The sequence below is a fragment of the Chromobacterium sp. HL1 genome (assembly GCF_057418835.1).
In genome coordinates, this window is the sequence record NZ_CP162399.1 from 2557627 (window position 1) to 2580237 (window position 22611).

Consider the following 22611-nt stretch of genomic DNA (forward strand, 5'->3'; position numbering starts at 1 on the left):
ATGAACCTGCTCGAACTGTCCTGCGAAGCCCAACACGGCGCCAGCCCGCTGGCCGCCAGCACCGTCAACCAATTGATGGGTTCCCTGCCTGGCTGGAACATCCGCGGCATCGAACTGACCAAGACCTTTCCCTTCGCCAACTTCCACGACACCATGGCCTTCGTCAACGCGCTGGCCTGGATCGCCCACCGCGAAGACCACCACCCGGACCTGTCGGTGCATTACAACCGCGTCGTCGTCAACTTCAGCACCCACGACGCCGGCGGCCTGACCCTGAACGACTTCATCTGCGCCGCCAAGACCGAAGCGCTGCTGGCCCGCCCATGACAGGTCAGACCGGACAAATCATCCGCAGCCACGGCCGCCGCTTCATCGTTGAATCCGACGGCCAGGTTTACGATTGCACCACCCGCGGTAAACGCGTCGATTTCGCCTGTGGCGACTGGGTGGACATCCTGGTGCAGAACAAGGAACAGGCCGTCATCGAGCGCTCGCAAGAGCGACGCAGCCTGCTCTACCGCCAGGACGACTGGAAAACCAAGGTCATCGCCGCCAATGTGACCCGCATCCTGTTCGTGATCGCCGCCGTGCCCAGCCCCAACGAAGAACTGCTGGGCCGCTGCCTGATCGCCGCGGAAGCCGGCGACATCGATCCCGTCATCGTGGTCAACAAGGCCGACCTGCCGGAAACCGAGGGCTTGCTGCGCAAGTTGGAGCTGTACCGCCAACTGGGCTACCAAGTGGTCACCCTGTCCGCCAAGCAGGACGTCGCGCCGCTGCTGCCCTTGCTGCAAGGCCAGACCAGCGTCTTCGTCGGCCAGTCCGGCATGGGCAAGTCCACGCTGACCAATGCGCTGCTGCCGGACGCCAACGCCCGCATCGGCGACATTTCCACCGCGCTGGACTCCGGCCGCCACACCACGACTCACGCCACGCTTTACCATCTGAACGCGGACAGTCATCTGATCGATTCCCCCGGCCTGCAGGAGTTTGGCCTCAAGCATTTGAAGGCCGCCGAACTAACCCGCTACTTCCCGGAAATACGCCCGTTGATTGGTCAATGCCGCTTCCACAATTGTTCGCACCGCGTGGAACCGAACTGTGCCATCATGACCGCATGTGAATCGGGCGCCATCGCCAAGTCCCGGCTCTCTTTGCTGCAACGTCTAACGGATGAACTTTCACCGTCCAAGCCGTGACGAAGGGTGTGCGTACTTTCCATTCACATACGCGGGTAATTCACTTATCCTAAAAAACTGAAAGTCGTATCGCATAAGCATATCCAGACAGACAGCCAAAAAAGGAGCCAGCACTATGACTAAGCGAATCGCACTCGTAACCGGCGGCATGGGCGGTATTGGCACCGCCATCTGCAAAGCCCTGGCGGAAAGCGGTCACATCGTAGTCACCACCTACAGCAAGCCCGGCCGCGAACAAGCCTGGCTCGCCGACATGAAGGGGCTGGGACTCAAGGATATCCACGCCTACCAATGCGACGTCACCGACACCGCAGCCTGCAAGGCACTGGCCGAAAAGGTGGCCAAAGACCTGGGGCCGGTGGACGTGCTGGTCAACAACGCCGGCATCACCCGCGACTGCAGTTTCAAGAAGCAGACCAAGGACGATTGGGACGCGGTGCTGCGCACCAATCTGGACTCCCTGTTCAATATGACCAAGCCGGTGGTGGACGGCATGGGCGACCGCGGCTTCGGCCGCATCATCAACATCTCCTCGATCAACGGTCAGAAGGGGCAGTTCGGCCAGACCAACTACTCCGCCGCCAAGGCCGGCATGCACGGCTTCACCATGGCCCTGGCGCAGGAAGTGGCGCGCAAGGGCGTGACCGTCAACACCATTTCGCCCGGCTATATCGCCACCGATATGGTGATGGCGGTGGCGGAGGAGACGCGCAACAAGATCGTGGCGCAGATTCCGGTGGGCCGCCTGGGCAAGCCCGAGGAAATCGCCGCCTTGGTCGCCTTCCTCGCCTCCGAACAAGCCGGCTTCATCACCGGCGCCAACGTGGCGATGAACGGCGGTCAACACATGATGTAAACGGGCCCCGGCCCGCCGCACGACGCCGCCCCGCCGGGCGGCGTTTTCTTTTGCCCGCCCGCTGTGTATGCTGTCGCTTTCCCAAGCCACACCCCGACGACACCCCATGGCAGAACAGCTGATCATCCACGGCGCCGACAAACAAGAGCGCTATCAAACCCTATTGCCGCAGGCGCTGGCGCTGATTGAGTCCGAGACCGATCAGATCGCCGCGCTGGCCAATCTCTGCGCCGCCTTGCACAGCAGCTTCGACTGGCTGTGGACCGGCTTCTACCTAGTCAAGGACAAGCAACTGGTGCTTGGCCCCTTCCAGGGCCCGATCGCCTGCACTCGCATCCCGTTTGGCAAAGGAGTATGCGGCAGCGCCTGGCAGGCCGAAAAAACCCTGGTGGTGGAAGATGTCGACGCTTTCCCCGGCCATATCGCCTGCTCCTCCAGCGCCCGTTCGGAAATCGTGGTGCCCATCCGCAACGCCGCAGGCGAAGTGGTCGCGGTGCTGGATGTGGATTCCAGCGAACCGGCCAGCTTCGACGCGGTGGACGCCGAATACCTGGAGCGCATCGCCGCGGGGCTGGCCCGCTTGTTCTGAGAAAGCCCGCAAACCGGCCTCAAGAGCTTTCGAGGCCGCCGCGGCCATGAAAAAAGCGCGCCCTTTGGCGCGCTTTTCATTGCCGGCCCTTGCCGCCGGCTACGACTGCAAATGCATAGGGTCTCGCCCCTCGCGGGATCTCGACCACGCGCGTCCCGCCAGCTCCAGAACCCAGAACACGGCCAGACCGGACAGAATGGACAAATTCTTGCCCGCGGCCATCGCCAGCAAACCCTGCCAGAAAGAGCCGCCGTCCGCCCAGCACAAGCCGCACCACACGAACAAGGCCAGCAGGGAGATCAGCGCCGGCGCGCGATAATATTCGACGAAAGTCATATTGCCTCCAATCAAGACAATCCTCACGTCAAACTAGCAAAGCCGGCTTCCGCCGGCATCGTGGCAAGCACTTAGTAGAAACACGCGTCCGGAGCGCGCTAGCCCAGCAGGGGCAATTGCAGTTGCCGCCCCAGCCATTCGCGCAAGCCGGCCTCGTCCAGCGCCAACAGCTCCTGGCGCGAACCGGCCAGAATCTCGACCAAACGCGCCAGCTGCCGCTCGGCGCCCAGATTCACCTCGCCGGCCAGCCGGCTGTTCTCGCTGGCCATATCCAGCAAGCGCGCCGAAGTCTGCTCCAACTGCACCGCCTGCCGCAACGCATCCTGCTCCAAGGCGGCATTGCGCCCTTCCAGCCACTCCAGCCTCGCCTCCAAACGGCCGTTGTCTCGCTCGCGCTCCGCCAGACGGTCGCGCCACTCGCCTTCCAGCCGCGTCCGCTCGCGCCGGCTTTGTTGCAAAGCCTCTTCCTGGCGCGCCTGCGCCTGCTGCATCGCCCGACGCTCCTCTTCCATCTGTTCATAGAGCCGCAGCCGCAAACCTTCCAGCCGCTCATAGGCCAGCGCCTCGCGCCGCGCGGCTTCCTCCCGCGCCTCCTGCACTTTCAGCTCGGCGCGCTCTTCCAGTTCCTGCTGACGTTGCTCCGCCTGACGCCTAAGCTCGGACAGCTCCTTCCTGGACTGCTCCAGCCTCGACTCCTGCTCCATCTGCGCCCGCTCCAGCATCTGGCGCCGGGTTTCCTCGCCCTGCAAGCGTCCTTCCAAATCCGCCAGCCTCGCGGCGCGCAACTCCAGCTCGCGCAAGGCGGACTGCAACTCGGCCTGGCGCGCCGCCAGCCCGGCTTCCAGCTCGCGGGTCTCCGCCGCTGCCTGGGCCACCGCGGTTTCCGCGTCCTGACGCAAAGACTCCAGCCGGCCGTCCGCCTCGTCGCAGGCCCGCTGCCACACTTGTTCAAAGGCTTCGGCCAGGCCGGCCGGCCAATCCGGCCGCCGCGACGACACCGCCACCCGCGACAGAAACTCCTGTCGCCATTCTTTCAAGGTGTTGTTGATCGTGGTGTTGGAGCCCGCGCCTATCCTGGCCCTCACCTCCATCACCGTCGGCCATACACCTTCGCCCACCAGCTCGAACGCCGCCTGCCGGATGCGCGAATAAATATCTGTCGCCATGCCTGAAAATGCCCGTTTGTCGTGACCGACATTCTAGCAAAGCGTCGCTTTAAAATATATTACGTATTACATTTAAAATTTAACAGACAGCCTGCGTATGCCTCGGCCGAAAAACACAAAGGGCGGCGCGCCGTTTACGGCGCCCGCCCCGCGTCGCTCCGTCCGCCCGCGTCAACCGCGCGCGGCTTCGCCCACGAAGATTTCCACCCGCCGGTTCTTCGCCCGCCCAGAGGCGCTGGCGTTGCTCGCCACCGGCTCATGCGAGCCGCGGCCGGCGATGCTGATCCGCCCCTCCGCCACGCCGCGCGCGGTCAGATAGTCGCGCGTGGCGCGGGCGCGGTTCAGCGACAGCGGGTCATTGACCGCATTGGAGCCGGTGTTGTCGGTATGGCCGACGATCTTCACCGTGGTCACCGGGTTCTGGTTCAAGGTGGCGGCGAAACGGTCCAGAATCGGCCGCAGATTGGGCTTGATGTCGTAGCGACCCACGTCAAAAGACACATCGCTGGGGATGTCCAGCTTCAGCTGATTGTCCGCGGTCTGGCTGACGCTGACGCCCGAACCCTTGGTCGCCTGCTCCATCGCCGCCTTCTGCTCCTGCATGTGCTTGGACCACAAATAGCCGCCGCCGGCGCCCAGCGCCGCGCCCAGGGCCGCGCCGGTGGCGGCGCTGCGGCCAGGGTTGCCGCCGGCGGTCAAGCCGCCCAGCACCGCGCCGGCCACCGCGCCAATCGCCGCGCCGGTACCGGTGTCTTTCTGGGTTTCGGACATGTTCGCGCAGCCGGACAGGCCGCCGCTCCCCAGCGCCAATGCAACAAACATCACGATCAGTTTATTCATGCCTGGATCCTTTCCATTCAGTCCATTACCCGCCCCGGCTCCTGCGGGACGCGCTTTCAGCATATACCCATTGCGTTGCGGCCACCGCGCGTCCCGGCCAAAAGACAGGCGCAACTGAAGCCGCCAAAGCGACAAAACGCTTGATTCGGTTGCCAAAGCCTTCCCTTGCCGCGCCAATCCGCGTACCATCGCGCCTCGCTTTACGGGAGGGAATATGAACACGCAGACTACGGCCCGCGCCTGCGGCATTGACTTTGGCACATCCAACTCCACCGTGGGGTGGCTGCGCCCGAACCAAGCCACTCTATTGACGCTGGAGGACGGCAAGATCACCTTGCCCTCGGTGGTTTTCTTCAATTACGAGGAAGATCATTCCGTGTTCGGCCGGCTGGCGCTGCAGGAATACATGGAAGGCTATGAAGGCCGGCTGATGCGCTCGCTGAAAAGCCTGCTGGGCTCCAACCTGATCGACAGCCAAACCGAAGTGCAAGGCAAGGCTCTGCCTTTCCGCCACCTGCTCAGCCTGTTCATCCAGGAATTGAAGCTGCGCGCCGACCGCGCCGCCGAGCGCCCGTTCGAACAAGTGGTGCTGGGCCGCCCGGTGCACTTTGTCGACGACAACCCCAAGGCCGACGCCGAAGCCGAGACCACGCTGGGCGAGATCGCGCGCCAGGTGGGCTTCAAGGACGTGTCCTTCCAGTTCGAACCCATCGCCGCCGCCTTCGACTACGAAGCCCGGCTGGAGCGCGAAGAGCTGGTGCTGATCGTCGACATCGGCGGCGGCACCTCGGACTTCACCCTGATCCGCCTGGCGCCCGAGCGCCACCGCCTGGACGAGCGCCTCGACGACATTCTCGCCACCGGCGGCGTCCACATCGGCGGCACGGACTTCGACAAGCAATTGAGCCTGCACGGCGTGATGCCCCTGTTCGGCTTCAAGAGCCGGCTGCGCAACAACGCGGAGATGCCGTCCAGCCAGTACTTCAACCTGGCCACCTGGCACACCATCAACTTCGCCTACACCCGCAAGGCCTGGATGGACCTGCAGGACGTGCACCGCGACGCGGCGCAGCCGCAGGTGCTGGACCGCCTGTTCCGCCTGATCCAGGACCGCGCCGGCCACCGACTGGCGATGCAGGTGGAAGCCGCCAAGATCGCGCTGTCGGACGAGGCGCAGCACCGGCTGGACCTGGGGCATATCGAGGCCGGCCTGCATTGCGAGTTGAGCCGCGATCAATTCAATCACAGCATAGACGCGATGCTGGGCCAGATCGGCGCCACGGTGCGCCAATTGCTGACCGACGCCTGCGCACAGGCCGACGACATCGACACCGTCTTCTTCACCGGCGGCTCCAGCGGCGTGCCGGCGCTGCGCGACAGCATCAAGCGCCTGCTGCCCCAGGCCCGCCATGTGGAAGGCGACCTCTTCGGCAGCATCGGCAGCGGCCTGGCGATCGAGGCCGCCAAACGCTACGGTTAAGACACGATTCGCGCCCGGCCCGCCGGGCCCGGAAACGCCAAAGGCCGAGCATGCTTGCTCGGCCTTTTCGCTTATTCGCACGGCGGCGGTGCTTACGCGCCGGAACCGCCGTTAGTCTTCTTGCCCTTGCGCCGCGCCTCCGGCGGCAGATCGAACTCGAACAACTGCGCGGTGCGCCCGGTCTGCGATTGACAGGCTATCATCAGCGCGCGGTTGATCGCCTCCTTCTTGCTGACGCCCCACCACTCTATCATTTTATCCAGCGACTTCTGCGCGTCCCGGCTCAGCTCCACCGTCACCGACAGCTCCTGCAGGCGGCTGCGGCGCAGTTCGCGGCTGCGCCGCTTGCGCTCGGCCACCGTCATCGCGCGCTCGCCCAAGGGCTTGCGTCCCGGCTTTTTGCGGACGCCGCCAATCAGATCGAAGGTGTAGTGATCGCAAGGATCTTTCATGGCTTGAGTGACGGGTCACGGTCGTTGCTGAAGAGGGGCGCAAGGATAGCACAAAGCAAGCCCTGGCGGGCGTTTCACGCATTCCCGGCGCAAAATATCCCATTGCGATGCGGCGGGCGCAAAAAAACCCCGGCCTGGTGCCGGGGCAGACTCAATCAGCCGCCCTGAAGGCTGATCGAAAGCGACTATACAGTTCCAGCATAGCCCTTGTTTCGGCTTTGCACAGCCCGCTTTGGCGTAGTCGGGCCCCGTCTCAGTCGCTGCCGAATTCCCGCTCCAGTTCCGCCAGCGCCTGGCGCGTCACCCGCACTGGCATCAAGGCGCGGCGCAAAGGTTGGGCCTGCCCCAGCACCAGCTCCTCGAACTCCAGTTCGGTGGCGTCTTCGCCCGGCGCGTCCTGCTTGATCCCCATGCGGTTCAGGTACAAGGTCCGCCATTCCAGCCGAAAATATTCGGCCGGATGCTCCAGCACATGGCGCACCGTCTCCAGCAAGCCCTCAAGGCTTAGCGCGCCGCGCGCCTCGCGCAATTGGGGCTCGATCTCGGCCATGCGCCGCTGCACCCCTTCGCAGGTGTCGGGCAAGGGCGAACCGTCCGAGGAGCCGTCCACCACGGTGCCGGCCTCGCAACGCAGCACGCTCAAGCGCAATTGCAGCCGCGACATCTCGTTGTCCAAGGTCTGGCGCAACTGCTCCAGCAGGCTCAGCCGCCGCGCGATCACCGTGACCAGCATTTCCTCGCTGCGCCGCGCGCTGCTCTCAAGCAGCAGCTCGCGCGACGCGCAGGGCATGGCCAGCCTATGACCGTCGAAGCTCACCACCTGCTGCGGCACTTCGCGGCGCAGCTCCCCGCCCTCCATCGCCACGCCCAGGCGGCCGGTTTCGCTGCGCGCCATCGACAACAAGGCCCAGGCCTCGTCGCCCTGGCTGGCGGACAGGAAGAAATTGCGCAAGGCTTCGCTCTGCCGCAGGCAGGACAAAAGGCTGGCCGGCCCGGAAAACAGCAAGCCCAGCCGCGGGTCCTGCGCAAAGCCGCGCAAGGACAGCGTCAGCGGCTCCGGCATTCGGCTGGGCAACTCGGCCAGATAGGCCTGGGTGACGCGCATGCCCGGGGCCAGCGCGTCCAGATAGCCGGGAGACAGGCGCAAACGCTTGTCCGTGCCGTCGACCAGGCTCTCTATCGCCTGCGTCAACTCCCGCTGCTGCTGCCGGCTTTCGGCATCCAGCCCCCATCTTTGCAACAAGCGCCCTAACATGCGTCCCCCACTGACAACCGGCCGTCCGGCCGGATCAAAACGATTCGTCGTCGCGCAGATAGCGCCATTGGCCGGTGGGCAGATTGCCCAGCTTGACCTTGCCGATGCGAATCCGCTTCAGGCCCACCACGCGCAAGCCCACCAGTTCGCACATGCGGCGGATCTGGCGCTTCTTGCCCTCGCGCAGCACAAAACGCAACTGATCCTCGTTTTGCCAAGCCACGGTGGCAGGCAGCAATTTTTTACCATCCAGCTCCAGACCGTGATTGAGCAGACTCAAACCTTCGTCGGAAAGTTCGCCCTCCACCCGCACCAGGTACTCCTTGTCCACGCTGGAATGCTCGCCGATGATCTGCTTGGCCACCCGGCCGTCCTGGGTCAGGATCAACAGGCCCACCGAATCGATGTCCAGACGGCCGGCCGGCGCCAGCCCTCTCAGATGCTGCGCAGAAAACCGGCGGCGGCTCTTGTCCTCCGCCCACTGGTTTTCCGGTTTGACCAGCACCACCGCCGGCTCGTAGCCGTCCTCGGCCTGGCCGGACACGTAACCCATGGGCTTGTTCAGCAGGATGGTGACGCGCGAGGCTTGAGCGTCCTGCGCCTTCTTGTCCACTTCGATCAGATTGTGCGGCAGCACTTTCTGCCCGAGGACGGCCACCTCGCCGTCCACTTTCACCCACCCTTGTTCGATATAGCTATCGGCCTCGCGGCGCGAGCACAAACCCAACTCGGCCATGCGTTTCGACAGGCGCACTGGTTCCATCATTTCGTTCCGTAATAAAAAAAGCGGCTTGCGCCCGCTGCGGCGCCCGCTCCGTCTCCATCTTCCAAGACAGACGCTCGGGCCACCCGCAACCACCGGCAAGTCCGCTGTTGCATTTCGCCGTATTGTAGGGGATAGCGCCCCCGCTGACCATGGATGGATACGCCCTTTGGCCCGCCTGCGCCCAAAAAGGCCTTGCGCCTGGCCTTGCGCCAACGATACCGTTAGCATAAGCCGACGCCACCGCATCGCCACGAGGACTGCATGACCGTTTTCAACGACTATGAACAATACGACGGCATTGGCCTGGCCCAGCTGATCGCCGACGGCCAGATCAGCGCCGGCGAGGCCGCGGCCGCGGCCCAGGCACGGCTGGAGCGCTGGAATCCGGCACTGAACGCGGTCTGCCTGCCGCTGCCGGAACAGGCTCAGGCCCAGTTGCGGCAAGCGCAAGGCGCCGGCCCGCTTGCCGGCTGCCCGGTGCTGATCAAGGATTTGCTGGCCGACATCGCCGGCGTGCCCACTCGCAACGGCAGCCGCCTGTTCGACGGCTACGTCGCGCCGCGCGACGCCGACATCATCCAACGTTATCGCCAGGGCGGCCTGATCTTCATCGGCAAAACCGCCACGCCTGAACTGGGCCTCAGTCCCTACACCGAATCCGAGGTCTACGGCCTCAGCCGCAACCCCTGGGACCTGACCCGCACCCCGGGCGGCTCCAGCGGCGGCTCGGCCGCGGCGGTGGCCGCCGGCATCGTGCCCATCGCCCACGGCGGCGACGGCGGCGGCTCCATCCGTATTCCCGCCTCCAACTGCGGCGTGTTCGGACTCAAGCCCAGCCGCGGACGCGGCCCGGCCGGCCCGGACTACAGCGAGGGCTGGCAGGGGCTGGTCTGCCAACACGCGCTGACGCGCAGCGTGCGCGACAGCGCGGCGATGCTGGACCTGCTGGCCGGCGGCCCGCGCGGCGGCGAGGCCTATTACTGGCCGGCGCCGGAGCAAAGCTTTTTCGCCGCGCATCAGCGCGAGCCCGGCAAGCTGCGCATCGCCTGGAGCAAGCGCCCTATCCTGGGCGGCGCGCTGCACCCGGACTGCGCCGCCGCGCTGGACGACGCGCTGGCCTTGCTGACCGAGCTGGGACACGAGGTGGAAGAAGCGTCGCCGCCACTGGCGTCGCCGGAGGAATACAACCGCGCGATGCTGGCCATCATCTGCGGCGAGATGGCCGGCCTGCTGCGCGACATCGAGCGCCGCACCGGCAAGCCGGCGCGCCACCAGCAACTGGAAGCGGCCAGCTGGGCGCTGGCGCGCTACGGCGAACGGCTCAGCGCCGGAGAGCTGGCCTGGGCGCGCGGTTTCGCCTGGGAGCAGGCCCGGATCATGGAAACCTTCCACCAGCGCTACGACGCGCTGGCCACCCCGACCCTGAACCAGCCGCCCGCCCTCGTCGGCGGCCTGGGGCCCAGCGCCGCCGAAACCGCGATCTCGCGCTGGATGCTGGGCAAGCTGGGCTGGGACTGGACTTTGCGCTTCGGCCAGTTGATCCCGGCCACTTCGCACCGTCTGATGGAGTATCTGGGCTGGACCATACCCTTCAATATGAGCGGACAGCCGGCAATGAGCGTGCCGCTGTACTGGAGCCAGGCCGGGCTGCCGATAGGCGTGCAATTCGTCGCGCGCTGCGGCGACGACCTGACCCTGCTGCGGCTGGCCCGCCAGTTGGAGCAGGCCAGACCGTGGGCGCAACGGCGCCCGCCGGCCCCGCCTAGCGCTTGAAGCCGGCCAGAGCCGGCCCCAACTCGCCGGCCAGCCGGCGGCCCAGCTCGGTCACCAGCATCTGCAGGCCAGCCGCGGCCGCCGCGGCGTCCGGCGTCGCCAAAGGCTGGCTCTGCAGGAAATAACCGCTGGCCAGCGGCCGTTTGTCGCCCTGCGTCGGCAGCGCCTGCCAAGCCACTTCCAGCGAGGCGTCGCGCCCCGGACGCAGGCGCAGCTGGCGCACGTCCAGCAATAAGCGGACGTCCCCGCCGCCCATGCCCGGTTGCGGATAGGCGTAGATACTGGCCAGACCCAGCGAGCGGGACAGGTCCGCCGCCACGGCTTGCGTCAGCATGCGGTCCAGCGGACCGGCCCAGCGCTGCAAGTCCAGCAATTCGACATTGCCGGCGGCGTCTTCCACCACCAGCTGGGGCCGCTCCAGCCCCGCGGGCAGGCTTGCCGGCCCCACCATCACGCTGACGCCCAGCACGGGGGTCGCGGCCGCCGTCGACAGCGCCGGCCGCAATTGATGGAAGGTGGTGGGCGGCGAGGCGCAGGCGCTCAGCAGCGCCAGCATGATCAAGCTCAGCGCGATGGATTTCATTTTTTCTCTCCCTTGCCGCGTATCAACGCTTCCGGATGGCGGTCCAGATAATCGGCCAGCGCGCGGAAGCTGCGCGCCGTTTCCGACACCTCCTGCGCCGCCGCGCGCACGTCCTGCTGCAGCGGCGAATCCGCCTGCATCGTCTGGCGCGTGCTTTCCAGCGTTTTCTGCAAGTCTTCCAGCGTTTTCACCGCCTGCGGCAGCACCTTGCCGTCCATGTTCTCGGACAGCTTGCGCATGCCGTCCAGCGTCTGGTGCAGCGATTTCAACGATTGATTCAGCTCCTCGCCTATGCTGTCGAACGGCACCTTGTCCAGCCGGCGCGCAATGCGCTGCAATACCCGCTGCAGTTCTTCCAGATCGCCCGGCAGCGTCGGCAGCTCGGTCATGCCGTTGCGCACCGCCACCTTGGCCGGCTTGGCCTCGGGGAAAAAGTCCAGCGCCACGTAAAGCTGACCGGTGATCAGGCTGCCGGAGCGCAGCTGGGCGCGCAGGCCGTTGCGCACCAGAGATTCCACGGAAATCTTGGCCGACAGGCTGTGATCGCCGGACAGGGTGTTGAGCCGGCTGGGATAGGTGCGGATGTCCACCGTCATGTCGAAGTCCTTGCGCGCCGCCGCGTATTCGATGCCGATGGCGGTGACTTCGCCGAAGGTGATGCCGCGGAAATCCACCGGCGCGCCCACGGTCAGGCCGCGCACCGACTGCCGGAACTTCAGCCGGAAGGACTGGGTTTCCCGGTCGCGGTTCTGCAGCGCTTTTTCGCGGGTTTCATTGAGCAGGAACAGGTATTTGGCGTCCGGCGCCTTGTCCGGCCCGTCGCTGAGCGGGGTTTCAAAGGCGATGCCGCCCAGCGCAATCGCCGCCAAGGATTGGGTGTTGACGCTCAGGCCGTTGGCGCCGATGGCCACGTCGATGCCGCTGGCGTGCCAGAAACGGCTGTTGACGGTGACGAAGTGATCATAAGGCGCGTTGACGAATACCGACAGCTTCACCGCGCTGCCGGCCGGGTCCAGCTCGTAGCCCACCACCTGGCCCACCGGCACGCGGCGGAAATACACCGGCGAGCCGGCGTTGAGCGAACCCAGATTGTCGGAGCGCAGCACGAACATCTTGCCCGGCAGGTCCGCGTTGATGATGGGCGGCACTTCCAGGCCCTTGAACTCGGTGCGGCGCTCCTTGCTCTTGCCCACGTCCATGCCGATGTAGGAGCCGCCCAGCACCGTGCCCAGACCGGACACGCTGCCGCCGGAGATGCGCGGCCGCACCACCCAGAAACGGCTGTCCGCCACCAGGTAATCGTCCACGTTCTTGCTCAGCTCCGCGGTGACCAGGATGGACTGGCGGTCCGGACTCACCGACACCGCCTTCACCTCGCCTATCTCCACGTCCTTGTACTTGATCCGGGTTTTGCCCGCCTCCAGCCCTTCCGCATTCTGGAAGGCGATGGTGATGGTGGGCCCGCGCGACAAGACCGCGCTCACCGCCAGCCAGCCGCCTATCACCGCCGCCACCACCGGAATCAGCCACACCAGCGACGGCGACCAGCGCCGCCGCTTCACCGGCACCGCGGCCGGCAAGTCCTCGCCGGCTGCGGCCGGTTTTTCGGGTTGATCACTGCTCATCGTCTTCCTTTACCTGATCCCAGATCAACCTGGGATCGAAACTCATCGCCGCCACCATGGTCAGCACCACCACCGTGCCGAAGGCGATCGCCCCCGGCCCGGCCTTGATCGACGCCAGCGACTGCCATTGCACCAGCGCCACCATCAGGGCCACCACGTAAATGTCCAACATCGACCACGGGCCGATCACCTCCACCACCTGATACAGCCGCGTCCGTTGCCGCGGCGCCCAGCCGGAACCCAGCTGCACCGTCACCAGCAAGAGCAGCAAGGCCAGAATCTTCAACAGCGGCACCAGCACGCTGGCGGTGAACACCACCAGCGCCAGCGGCCAGGAACCGGATTTCCACAAATACACCACCCCGCTCATGATGGTGTCGTTCTGCATGCCCATGATGGTGGAGGTTTCCATGATAGGCAGCAGATTGGCGGGCAGATAGGCCACCATCGCCGCCAGCAGCAAGGCCCAGCTGCGCTGCAGGCTGTGCGGCTTGCGCGAGTGCAGCGCGGCGTGGCAGCGCGGGCAGGATTGGGCGCCTTCTCCGGCCCGGCACAGCAGCCCGCAGCCGTGGCACAGCCACAGGCCGGACTGCGCGGCGGTTTTCACGCGGTAGTCCGACATTGCTGACAACGCTCCCACAAGTCTTCCGGATTGAAACGACTGGCGCTGGCCGCCATCAATACGATCAAGGCGAACAAGGCCATCAGGCCCACGCCCACGTGCACGGTGGCCAAGCTGACCAGTTTGACCAGGGACACCAGGATGCCCAGCAAAAACACTTCCACCATGCACCACGGGCGGGTCAGTATCTTCAGCCGCATCAGCCAGGGAAAGCCGCGCGGCACATGGCCGAAGGCCAGCGGCAGCCGCACATAGAGCATGCTGCCCAGCTCCAGCGACGGCATCACGATGCCGGTGAACATCACCAGCATCGCCACCGACAACATGCCCTGGCGCTCCAGCGCCACCACCGTCTGCCACAAGGTGGCCGCGCTGCGGGCTCCGGCGGCCTCCAGGGTCACCACCGGATAGACGTTGGCCAGCAGAAAGGCGATCACCCCGGTCAGCAGCAGCGCCAGCTCGGCGTCCTGCCGCTGCGCGCCGTAACGGCGCACCAAAGCGCCGCAGCGCGGGCAGCACGCCCGGCCCTCCCCCTTCAACGCCACCCGCATCAGCAGATCGCAATCGTGGCAGGCGGTCAGCTTGGAATCGGCGTCCGGCCGCGTCATCAGTAGCCGCCTTTCGCCTTGCGCTCGGCGGTGAAGCTCCACCACGGCCGCGCCTCGTCGCTATCCATGTAATGGACCACCGACATCAGCGTATCCAGCACGCACGGGTCCTGCCGGGTTCCGGTCAGTTCGCACAAACGGTGGTACAGCCGCAAAGGCTCGGCACCGCGCAATTGGCGCGGCTCTTCGATGCCGAGCAGGCGCAGGTCCTCGGCCAGGCTGGGGCCGATATTGGGCAGCTCGCGCAAATGCCGCGCCCGCGCCGCGGGCGGACAACGTGATGGATGCATAAACTCTCTGCGCAGATGGCAACAACCCGCATCATAAAGGAGGCCGCGCCAGAGTTCAAAAGCCGGCCCGGCCCGGAGGCCGTTCAACATCCCGAGAATTAGGCGAGACAAGGAGGGAGGAAAGGAAGAAACGGAAGGGAGGCGGCGCATGCGCCTTGCGCAACGGCGCCCGCCGCGCCCGGTCCAGCACGGCGGACTTGAACAGACGCTCAGCCGTGGAAAATGTCCCAGCCCAGCTTGAGGATCAAGGTGCTGGTCAACAGCAGGAACAGCACCCGCACAAAGCCGGTGCCCTTCTTCATCGCCACCCAGGTGCCCACCGTCGCGCCGGCCATATTGCACACCGCCATCGGCAGCGCGTACTGAAACAGCACATGACCGGCGGGGATGAAGAACAGCAGCGCCGCGCAGTTGGTGGTCAGGTTCACCACCTTGGCCGAGGCCGAGGCGTGCAAAAAGTCGAAAGCGAAGAAGCGGATGAACAAAAACATCAGAAAGCTGCCGGTGCCGGGGCCGAACAGGCCGTCGTAAAAACCGATGGCGCCGCCGATGGCCATGCCTATCGCCATTTCGCGCCGGCCTATCGCCACCGGCTTGTGCAGGGAGCCGAAGTCCTTCTTCCACAAGGTGTACACCGCCATCACCACCAGGAGCGCCAACACCAGGGGGCGCAGCACGGCCTTGTCGATCAGGCTGACCGTGGCCGCGCCGGCGATGGACATGAAGAAGGCCGCCACCGCCGCCGGCAGCACCAAGCGCCACGGCACCTTGACCCGCTTCAGATAGGACCGCGCGGCGGACAAGGTGCCCATGGCCGCCGCCAGCTTATTGGTGCCGAACACCGTGGCCGGCGCCAGATTGGGCAAGGCGCTGAACAAGGCCGGAATCTGAATCAGGCCGCCGCCGCCCACCGCCGCGTCCACCAGGCCGGCTGCGAAGGCAATCACGCACAGAAAACTCAAGGTCAACAGCATCCACTTCTCCCGGCTCCGCGCCGCTTACAGTTAGGACAAGATTCTATGCCTTGCCAGCCAAGCGTGCTTGCAATACCGTATTGCGAAAATCGCAATCAGAATGCCGGGGCCGGGATGAAATCCTTATGGGAATTACGCGTGTTCTGCGCGGTGGTGGAAAGAAAAAGCTTTGTCGCCGCCGCGCGCCAGCTGGGCACATCGCCCAGCAGCGCCACCCGCGCGGTGCAGACGCTGGAAGAAGCGCTGGGCGGCAGCCTGCTGGCGCGCTCGCAAAAACAGGTCAATCTGACCCTGGCCGGCGAAAGCTATTACGCCGCGGCGCGCAAGATGCTGGACCTGCAGGAAGAAGCCGAGGACGAGCTGGCGGCCTTGAGCGAGGCGCCGCGCGGCCTGCTGCGCTTTTCCGCGCCGGAGGCGATGAGCCACGCTCTGTTGCCGCCGGTGCTGACCCGCATGGCCGACGCCAACCCGGAGCTGCGCTTCGACGTGCTGTACAGCGACACCATACTGGACCCGATACGCGAGAAGCTGGACTTCAGCATCCGCGGCGCCTTCCCCGCCTCCAGCGAGCTGATCGGCTACCCGCTGTGGGATTACCAGCGCCACCTCTACGCCAGCCCGGCCTATGTCGAGCGCCACGGCGCGCCGCAAACGCCGGAACAACTGCCGGAGCACCGGGTGCTGATCCACTCCGCGCCGCGCGTGCTGAAAGCCTGGAACTTCGTGTCCGCCGGCCACCAGCTCAGCCTCAATTTGACGCCCTGGCACCGCGTCAGCTCCGGCAGCGCCGTGCTCCACGCCGTGCTGGCCGGCCTGGGCATCGCCCGCCTGGGAGACTGGCTGGCCGAGCCGCTGGTGCGCGCCGGCCAGCTGCTGCGGCTATGCCCGGACTACCGCATCGTCTCCAGCCACGGCGACAATCCGCAGATGCACGCCGTCTTCGCCAACCGCCGCATTCCACGCAAAGCCCGGCTATTGCTGGAGGAGGTGCGCGCGGCCGCCCGCGAAGCCGGCTACGGGCTTAAAGCGCGCTGAACCATAAAAAAACGGAAGCCAAAGCTTCCGTTTCGATCATGCTCACCATGGGCCGGAACACCGGCCCGCCATGGCCCCGCTCAACCCACCCAGCGGCGGGCGGCGGCGAACATCCGGTACCAAGCGCCGTTCTCGCCCCAATCCGCCGGGTGCCAGCTGTTCTGCACGGTGCGGAACACCCGTTCCGGGTGCGGCATCATGATGGTGAAGCGGCCGTCGGCCGTGGTCACCCCGGTGATGCCCGCCGGCGAGCCGTTGGGGTTCAGCGGATAGGTCTGGGTGGCGCGGCCGTCGAAATCGACATAACGCAACGCCGTCAGCGCCTGCTCCTGCGCGCCCGGCGCGAACACCGCGCGGCCCTCGCCGTGGCTGACCACCACCGGCAGCTGGCTGCCCACCATATCGCCCAGGAAGATGGACGGCGAGGCCGTCACCTCCACCATGGCGAAGCGCGCCTCGAACTGCTCGGAAGCGTTGCGGTGGAACTTGGGCCAGTGTTCGGCGCCCGGGATGATGGACGACAGATTGGACATCATCTGGCAGCCATTGCACACGCCCAGCGCGAAAGTGTCGCCGCGGCCGAAGAAGGCCTCGAACTGATCGCGGGCGCGCGGATTGAACAGAATGCTCTTGGCCCAGCCTTCGCCGGCGCCCAGCACGTCGCCGTAGCTGAAGCCGCCGCAGGCGGCCAGGCCCTTGAAATCCGCCAGCGACACGCGGCCGCTGATGACGTCGCTCATATGCACGTCCACGGTATCGAAACCGGCGCGGTCGAAAGCGGCCGCCATCTCCAACTGGCCGTTGACGCCCTGCTCGCGCAGCACCGCCAGGCGCGGGCGCGCGCCGCCGGCGACGAAGGGCGCCGCCGGATCGGCGTGCACGTCGAAGCTCAGCTTGGCGCTCAGACCCGGCGCTTTCGGGCTGGAACGCAGCAGGTGTTCGCTGTCGGCGCAGGCCGGATTGTCGCGCAGGCGCTGCATGCGGGCGCTGGTCTCGGACCATTCGCGGTGCAGATCGGAACGGCTCTCGTTGAACAACTCCACGCCGCGGTGCTTGATCACCAGGCGGTCCTTGTTGTTCACGCGGCCGATCACGAACAGCTCGCGGCCGATGCCGGCCTTCATGAAGCGCGAAATCACTTCCGGCGTGTCGGATTTCTTCACCTGCAACACCGCGCCCAGCTCTTCATTGAACAGCACCCGCATCAGGCGGCCATGGGTGGCGGCCTCCTGAGTGGGCTGCACGAAGTCGTCGATGATGCGCTGGGTGTTCTTGCGCTCGATCACCAGTTCCTGCAGATCGATGGTGACGCCGATATGGCCGGCGAACATCATTTCCGACAAGGTCACGAACAGGCCGCCGTCGGAGCGGTCGTGATAGGCCAGCAACATATCGTCGCGCAACAGCGTCTGCACGGTGTTGAAGAAGGCCGCCAACTGATGCGGGCTTTCCACGTCCGGCGCCTTGCCTTCCATCGCCTTCCATACCTGGCCGTAGATGGAACCGCCCAGACGGCAGCGGCCGTAGCCCAGGTCGATCAGGATCAGATCGGTGTCCTTGTCCTCTTTCAGCTCCGGCGTCGCGGTTTTGCGCACGTCTTCCACCGGGGAGAAAGCGGAAATGATCAGCGACAGCGGCGCGGTCACGGCTTTCTTCTCGCCGGCCTCTTCCCACACCGTCTTCATCGACAAGGAATCCTTGCCCACCGGGATGCTGATGCCCAGGTCCTGGCTCAGCTTGGACACCGCGTCCACCGTGCGGTACAGGCGCGCTTCCTCGCCCGGGTGGCCGGCGGCGGCCATCCAGTTGGCGGACAGCTTGACGTTGCCCAGGTGGCCGACAAAAGAGGCGGCGATATTGGTCAGCGCCTCGCCTATCGCCATGCGGCCGGAGGCCGGCGCGTCGAACAGCGCGGTGGGCGTGCGTTCGCCCATCGCCATCGCTTCGCCGCGGTAGGTGTTGAAACCCATGGTGGTGACGGCCACGTCCGCCACCGGCACCTGCCAGCGGCCCACCATCTGATCGCGCGCGGTCATGCCGCCCACGGTGCGGTCGCCGATGGTGATCAGGAAGGATTTGTCCGCCACCGTCGGGTTGCGCAGCACGCGCAGCGCGGTTTCCTTCAATTCAAAGCGCGAGGCGTCGAAGATGGCCAGATCGCGTTCGCGGGTGCTCACGTCGCGGGTCATCCGCGGCGGCTTGCCCAGCAACACCTCCAGCGGCATGTCCACCGGATGGTTGTCGAAGTGATCGTCGCGCACCTGCAGATGGCCGTCGTCGGTGGCCACGCCCAGCACCGCGAACGGGCAGCGCTCGCGTTCGCACAGCGCGGTGAAGCGTTCCAGGTCCTGCGGCAGCACCGCCATCACATAGCGCTCCTGCGACTCGTTGGACCAGATCTGCATCGGCGTCATGCCCTTTTCTTCCAGGTGCACTTTGCGCAAATAGAAGACGGCGCCGCGGCCGGCGTCGTTCACCAGCTCCGGGAAGGCGTTGGACAGACCGCCCGCGCCCACGTCGTGAATCGACACGATGGGGTTGGCGTCACCCATCTGCCAGCAGCGGTCGATCACCTCCTGGCAACGGCGTTCGATTTCCGGGTTGCCGCGCTGCACGGAGTCGAAGTCCAGGTCCGCGCTATTGGCGCCGGTGTCCATGGACGAAGCCGCGCCGCCGCCCAGGCCGATCAACAGGCTGGGGCCGCCCAGCTGAATCAGCAGCGCGCCTTCCGGAATCTCGTTCTTGTGGATTTGCTGCTGCTGGATATTGCCCAGGCCGCCGGCGATCATGATCGGCTTGTGATAGCCGCGCATCTCGCCCTCCACCACTTCTTCGAAGGTGCGGAAATAGCCGGTCAGATTGGGACGGCCGAACTCATTATTGAACGCCGCTCCGCCAATCGGGCCTTCCAGCATGATCTGCAAGGCGGAGGCGATGCGCTCCGGCTTGCCGTATTGCGCCGCTACGTCGCTGTAACGCTCCCACGGCTGCACAAAGCCGGGGATGTTCAGATTGGACACGGTAAAACCGGTCATGCCGGCCTTGGGACGCGAGCCGCGGCCGGTGGCGCCCTCGTCGCGGATCTCGCCGCCGTTGCCGGTGGACGCGCCGGCGAACGGCGAAATCGCCGTCGGGTGGTTATGGGTTTCCACCTTCATCAGAATATCGGTGGGCTCGCTGTGGTAAGCGTAGCCGTGGCCTTCCGGCTGCGGATAGAAGCGCTCGATGAAAGCGCCTTCAATCACCGAGGCGTTGTCCTTGTACGCCACCAGCGTGCCTTGCGGATTGGCGTCGTGGGTGTCCCGGATCATGCGGAACAGCGACTTTTCCTGCTCCTCGCCGTCGATGATGAATTTGGCGTTGAAGATCTTGTGGCGGCAGTGCTCGGAGTTGGCCTGCGCGAACATCATCAATTCCACGTCGGTGGGATTGCGGCGCATCTTGGTGAAGTTTTCCACCAGATATTCCACTTCGTCCTCGGACAGGGCCAGGCCCAGATCGGCGTTGGCCGCCTCCAGCGCCGCGCGGCCGCCGGCGAGGATGTCCACGCTGCTCATCGGCTGCGGATCTTGATGGACAAACAGGCGGGCGGCGTCGTCCAGCGAGGCCAACACCGTTTCCGTCATCCTATCGTGCAAGAGGCCCGTCAAAATATGACGAGCCTCTTCATTTAAAGATTGTTGCGCGGACTTAACCCAGAAGGCGGTGCCGCGTTCGATGCGGTAAATCCCTCCCAGCCCGCAGTGCTGGGCGATATCGGTGGCCTTGGAGGCCCAGGGCGACAAAGTGCCCAATCGCGGCGTCACCAGAAACAGTTCGCCATCCGGCTGGCCGGCCAACGGCGCTTCGCCGTAACTCAGCAACTTGCCCAAGGTGGCCTGCTCTTCCAGCGTCAGTTCGGTTTCGCTTTCGGCGAAATGCCAGAATTCGGCACTGATGCTGAGGTCCGGCAGCCCGGCTTCGGCGGCTGCGGCAAGCAGTTTTTCAAGACGGAACGGCGACAGCGCAACGCCGCCACGGAGCTTGGTAAGGTAAGACATTAGACACCCGCGACAAGTATCAGGAAAGCGCGTCATAATACAGCAATTCACTGTTTGTTTTAAGCGGCTAATTGCCCGGATGTCCGCCGCTTAATAAAATAATCCGCATTTAGACAGCATTTCATCTCATCAGCAAGGAGCTTCCAGCATGAAAAAGGTTGAAGCCGTGATCAAGCCGTTCAAACTGGACGAGGTGCGCGAGGCCCTGTCCGAGCTGGGCATCAACGGCCTGACCGTCACCGAGGTCAAGGGCTTTGGCCGCCAGAAGGGCCATACCGAGCTCTATCGCGGCGCCGAATACGTGGTGGACTTTTTACCCAAGGTGAAAGTGGAAGTGATCCTGCCGGACGACCTGGTGGAGCGCGCCATCGAAACCATCGTCGCCACCGCCCGCACCGGCAAGATAGGCGACGGCAAGATCTTCGTCACCCCGGTGGAGCAAGTGGTGCGCATCCGCACCGGCGAAACCAACGAACAGGCGATTTAAGCCCACCGGCAAGCGCCGGAACCCGTTCTCCAAGGCCCCGCTTCCGCGGGGCCTTGTCATTTAATCCAAAGGCCCGAACAGGCAGGTATGCGTATCCTGCCCCGCCGCCACCACCTTGCCGTCCCCGGACATGACAATGTGGCTGCTGCTCCGCTCCTCGCCCGGGCAGAACAGGCGCTGCGTCTTGGGCGCGCCAAAATGCCAGCGCAAAGTGGCGTAGCCGCCCTGCTCCGGCTGGGTGGAGATGCCCGCCACCACGCGGCCGTCCTGACTATAAGCGGTCAGCGTCAGATCGCCGATCACCGGCGAGAACGGCGCCAGCTTGCCGTTTTCCAAGCGCAGCGGGTGTTCTCCGTCCGTAGCGGACGCGCTCAGCCATACGCGGCGGCCATCCTCGGAAACCGAACGCAAGAACATCCCCAGGCTCTCCTTGCGGGTTTCCCCGCGCACCGCCGCCTCCAGATCCGCCTCGCCCTCCGGCGAGATTTGCACGAAGGCGCGCCTATGGTCGTTTTCCCGGTCAAAGGACACAAAAACCGTGCGCCCGTCCGCGGACAAGCCTTCCAACACCGACTTGGCGCGGATCACGCTGACGCCCTCGCCCCCACGCCAACGCACGGCGTCGCTTTCCGTGAAGATCTTCCCGTCTGCGCCGCTCATGCCGGCCCAGGCCAACACCTGAGCGTCGCGCTGCGCGCCATCCATCTTGCCTTCCGCCTCTACCGGCCACGGCAAGGGCTCGCGCCGGCTTGGCTTGCCCTCGTCCGAGTTCCAGACAAAGCCGTGCCACACGCCGGTGTCGGCATGCTTGAAGTAGCCGGCCACATCGCCGCGCCCCAGATGGACGCCGGAAACATGCAGCTGAGTCGCCGCGCCATCCCTCATCAGCGGGCTTTCGTTCATGAAATCTTGCATGCGCCGCATCCGCCGCAGCGTGTCCAGATCGCCGCGCAGGGCGATGCCGGCCGTTACGGCCCCATCCGCGCTCAGCGCCAGCGGCAGGCTCATGGGCTCCGGCAACAAGCTGAAGCCCTTGCCCTCCACCCATTGGAAGCCGCGCGGCATGGCTCCTTTATCGCTCAGCAGCCAGCCAATCACCGTGCGGCCGTCGGCGCTGATGTCGGTGACGCCGGACAGCCAGGCCTGGCCGGCAGGCACCAGCGTTTCCAACGTCCCGCCGTGCCGCCAGCGCACCGCCTCCAGCTTGCCGTCCCGGCCGCTTCCAAAAGCCAAGGTCAGGCCGTCTCGCGACATCGCCACATAGCTGGCGGTGAAATAACCGCCCTTGGGCAAAGGCAGGACCGCCTCCGCGCGCCCCTGACGCAAGCTCAGGCCATTGGCCGAACGCAGCGCCCACAGCTCATGCCAGGGAAAACGCAGCTTGAGCGCGTCGATCAAACCCATGGCGGAATCGTTCAGTTCGCCGCCGCCGGCGCTCAGCAACTGCGCCGAGCCGTCGTAGGACAGCTTTTCCGGGTAACGCGCCTTCAATAGGACGAAGTCTGGTTTTGCGGCGGCGGCAAGCGGCGCGCACAAGACGGCCAGCCCCAATAGGGAGGCGAAGGTTTTGGACATGACTAATTATGATTATCAGCTTAAAGGGCGAAACCATATCATCCCGCAGGCATTGCCCTC

22 protein-coding genes are annotated in these 22611 nt (G+C 65.3%); 8 read left to right on the forward strand and 14 right to left on the reverse strand.

The window, feature by feature from the left end:
• The 4 genes from AB1Z25_RS11570 to AB1Z25_RS11585 all read left to right on the forward strand — a co-directional run bounded on the left by AB1Z25_RS11570 (position 1) and on the right by AB1Z25_RS11585 (position 2644).
• Positions 1 to 327, forward strand: coding sequence for a 4a-hydroxytetrahydrobiopterin dehydratase (locus tag AB1Z25_RS11570; RefSeq protein ID WP_048415508.1), 327 nt, complete (start codon positions 1 to 3; stop codon positions 325 to 327).
• The gene (gene rsgA / locus AB1Z25_RS11575) at positions 324 to 1199 is read left to right on the forward strand and encodes a ribosome small subunit-dependent GTPase A (RefSeq protein ID WP_227103405.1); all 876 of its coding nucleotides are present in this window, start codon (positions 324 to 326) and stop codon (positions 1197 to 1199) included. The genes AB1Z25_RS11570 and rsgA overlap by 4 nt, the downstream gene beginning before the upstream one ends.
• A gap of 115 nt (positions 1200 to 1314) precedes the next feature.
• Positions 1315 to 2055, forward strand: coding sequence for an acetoacetyl-CoA reductase (phbB, locus tag AB1Z25_RS11580; RefSeq protein ID WP_107798814.1), 741 nt, complete (start codon positions 1315 to 1317; stop codon positions 2053 to 2055).
• A 106-nt stretch (positions 2056 to 2161) separates the two neighbouring features.
• Positions 2162 to 2644 (forward strand): GAF domain-containing protein, encoded by a 483-nt coding sequence (locus tag AB1Z25_RS11585; protein ID WP_486637307.1) that lies wholly within the window; start codon positions 2162 to 2164, stop codon positions 2642 to 2644.
• 99 nt (positions 2645 to 2743) lie between these two features.
• Here AB1Z25_RS11585 and AB1Z25_RS11590 read toward each other — a convergent pair whose 3' ends face one another.
• The 3 genes from AB1Z25_RS11590 to AB1Z25_RS11600 form a co-directional block, all read right to left on the reverse strand.
• Positions 2744 to 2980, reverse strand: coding sequence for a hypothetical protein (locus AB1Z25_RS11590; protein ID WP_107798812.1), 237 nt, complete (start codon positions 2978 to 2980; stop codon positions 2744 to 2746).
• A 98-nt stretch (positions 2981 to 3078) separates the two neighbouring features.
• Entirely contained in the window at positions 3079 to 4146 is a 1068-nt protein-coding gene (locus tag AB1Z25_RS11595) for a DNA-binding protein (protein WP_227103409.1), read from the reverse strand.
• Positions 4147 to 4317: 171 nt separating this feature from the next.
• A complete protein-coding gene (locus tag AB1Z25_RS11600) occupies positions 4318 to 4986 on the reverse strand; it encodes a YiaD family glycine zipper/OmpA-like lipoprotein (protein WP_107798810.1) in 669 nt (222 codons plus the stop codon).
• Between the two features lie 214 nt (positions 4987 to 5200).
• Here AB1Z25_RS11600 and AB1Z25_RS11605 point away from each other — a divergent pair, with 214 nt between their 5' ends.
• Complete coding sequence (locus tag AB1Z25_RS11605; RefSeq protein WP_107798809.1) at positions 5201 to 6466, forward strand: Hsp70 family protein; 1266 nt, start codon at positions 5201 to 5203, stop codon at positions 6464 to 6466.
• Between the two features lie 92 nt (positions 6467 to 6558).
• Here AB1Z25_RS11605 and AB1Z25_RS11610 read toward each other — a convergent pair whose 3' ends face one another.
• From AB1Z25_RS11610 to AB1Z25_RS11620, 3 genes are all read right to left on the reverse strand, one after another.
• Positions 6559 to 6918, reverse strand: a complete 360-nt coding sequence (locus AB1Z25_RS11610; RefSeq protein WP_107798808.1) for a hypothetical protein — start codon at positions 6916 to 6918, stop codon at positions 6559 to 6561.
• A gap of 253 nt (positions 6919 to 7171) precedes the next feature.
• On the reverse strand, positions 7172 to 8158 hold the full coding sequence (locus tag AB1Z25_RS11615) for a hypothetical protein (RefSeq protein WP_486637308.1): 987 nt from the start codon (positions 8156 to 8158) through the stop codon (positions 7172 to 7174).
• 49 nt (positions 8159 to 8207) lie between these two features.
• Positions 8208 to 8936, reverse strand: a complete 729-nt coding sequence (locus tag AB1Z25_RS11620) for a pseudouridine synthase (protein ID WP_107801719.1) — start codon at positions 8934 to 8936, stop codon at positions 8208 to 8210.
• 264 nt (positions 8937 to 9200) lie between these two features.
• On the opposite strand from AB1Z25_RS11620, the gene AB1Z25_RS11625 reads away from it, so the two are divergent.
• Positions 9201 to 10712: an amidase gene (locus AB1Z25_RS11625; RefSeq protein WP_486637309.1), complete on the forward strand. Its 1512-nt coding sequence runs from the start codon at positions 9201 to 9203 to the stop codon at positions 10710 to 10712.
• Here AB1Z25_RS11625 and AB1Z25_RS11630 read toward each other — a convergent pair.
• The 6 genes from AB1Z25_RS11630 to AB1Z25_RS11655 all read right to left on the reverse strand — a co-directional run bounded on the left by AB1Z25_RS11630 (position 10702) and on the right by AB1Z25_RS11655 (position 15414).
• The gene (locus tag AB1Z25_RS11630; protein WP_486637310.1) at positions 10702 to 11295 is read right to left on the reverse strand and encodes a PqiC family protein; all 594 of its coding nucleotides are present in this window, start codon (positions 11293 to 11295) and stop codon (positions 10702 to 10704) included. The two genes, AB1Z25_RS11625 and AB1Z25_RS11630, sit on opposite strands and share 11 nt — an antisense overlap.
• Positions 11292 to 12920 (reverse strand): PqiB family protein, encoded by a 1629-nt coding sequence (locus AB1Z25_RS11635; RefSeq protein ID WP_107798804.1) that lies wholly within the window; start codon positions 12918 to 12920, stop codon positions 11292 to 11294. Before AB1Z25_RS11635 ends, AB1Z25_RS11630 begins: the two co-directional genes overlap by 4 nt.
• The gene (locus AB1Z25_RS11640; protein WP_486637311.1) at positions 12910 to 13542 is read right to left on the reverse strand and encodes a paraquat-inducible protein A; all 633 of its coding nucleotides are present in this window, start codon (positions 13540 to 13542) and stop codon (positions 12910 to 12912) included. The genes AB1Z25_RS11635 and AB1Z25_RS11640 overlap by 11 nt, the downstream gene beginning before the upstream one ends.
• A complete protein-coding gene (locus tag AB1Z25_RS11645; protein ID WP_227103427.1) occupies positions 13524 to 14150 on the reverse strand; it encodes a paraquat-inducible protein A in 627 nt (208 codons plus the stop codon). Before AB1Z25_RS11645 ends, AB1Z25_RS11640 begins: the two co-directional genes overlap by 19 nt.
• Positions 14150 to 14440, reverse strand: a complete 291-nt coding sequence (locus tag AB1Z25_RS11650) for a helix-hairpin-helix domain-containing protein (protein ID WP_107798801.1) — start codon at positions 14438 to 14440, stop codon at positions 14150 to 14152. The genes AB1Z25_RS11645 and AB1Z25_RS11650 overlap by 1 nt, the downstream gene beginning before the upstream one ends.
• 209 nt (positions 14441 to 14649) lie before the next feature.
• A complete protein-coding gene (locus tag AB1Z25_RS11655; RefSeq protein ID WP_197081470.1) occupies positions 14650 to 15414 on the reverse strand; it encodes a sulfite exporter TauE/SafE family protein in 765 nt (254 codons plus the stop codon).
• Between the two features lie 114 nt (positions 15415 to 15528).
• Here AB1Z25_RS11655 and AB1Z25_RS11660 point away from each other — a divergent pair, with 114 nt between their 5' ends.
• Entirely contained in the window at positions 15529 to 16449 is a 921-nt protein-coding gene (locus AB1Z25_RS11660) for a LysR family transcriptional regulator (RefSeq protein ID WP_486637312.1), read from the forward strand.
• An 80-nt stretch (positions 16450 to 16529) separates the two neighbouring features.
• On the opposite strand, the gene purL is transcribed toward AB1Z25_RS11660, so the two are convergent.
• The gene (gene purL, locus AB1Z25_RS11665; protein ID WP_486637313.1) at positions 16530 to 20489 is read right to left on the reverse strand and encodes a phosphoribosylformylglycinamidine synthase; all 3960 of its coding nucleotides are present in this window, start codon (positions 20487 to 20489) and stop codon (positions 16530 to 16532) included.
• A 148-nt stretch (positions 20490 to 20637) separates the two neighbouring features.
• Between purL and AB1Z25_RS11670 the strand changes: the two genes are divergently transcribed.
• Positions 20638 to 20976 carry a P-II family nitrogen regulator gene (locus AB1Z25_RS11670; protein WP_019100167.1) on the forward strand — a complete coding sequence of 113 codons (339 nt, stop codon included), beginning with the start codon at positions 20638 to 20640 and terminating at the stop codon, positions 20974 to 20976.
• 60 nt (positions 20977 to 21036) lie between these two features.
• On the opposite strand, the gene AB1Z25_RS11675 is transcribed toward AB1Z25_RS11670, so the two are convergent.
• The gene (locus AB1Z25_RS11675; protein ID WP_486637314.1) at positions 21037 to 22551 is read right to left on the reverse strand and encodes a hypothetical protein; all 1515 of its coding nucleotides are present in this window, start codon (positions 22549 to 22551) and stop codon (positions 21037 to 21039) included.
• Positions 22552 to 22611: the final 60 nt, after the last annotated feature.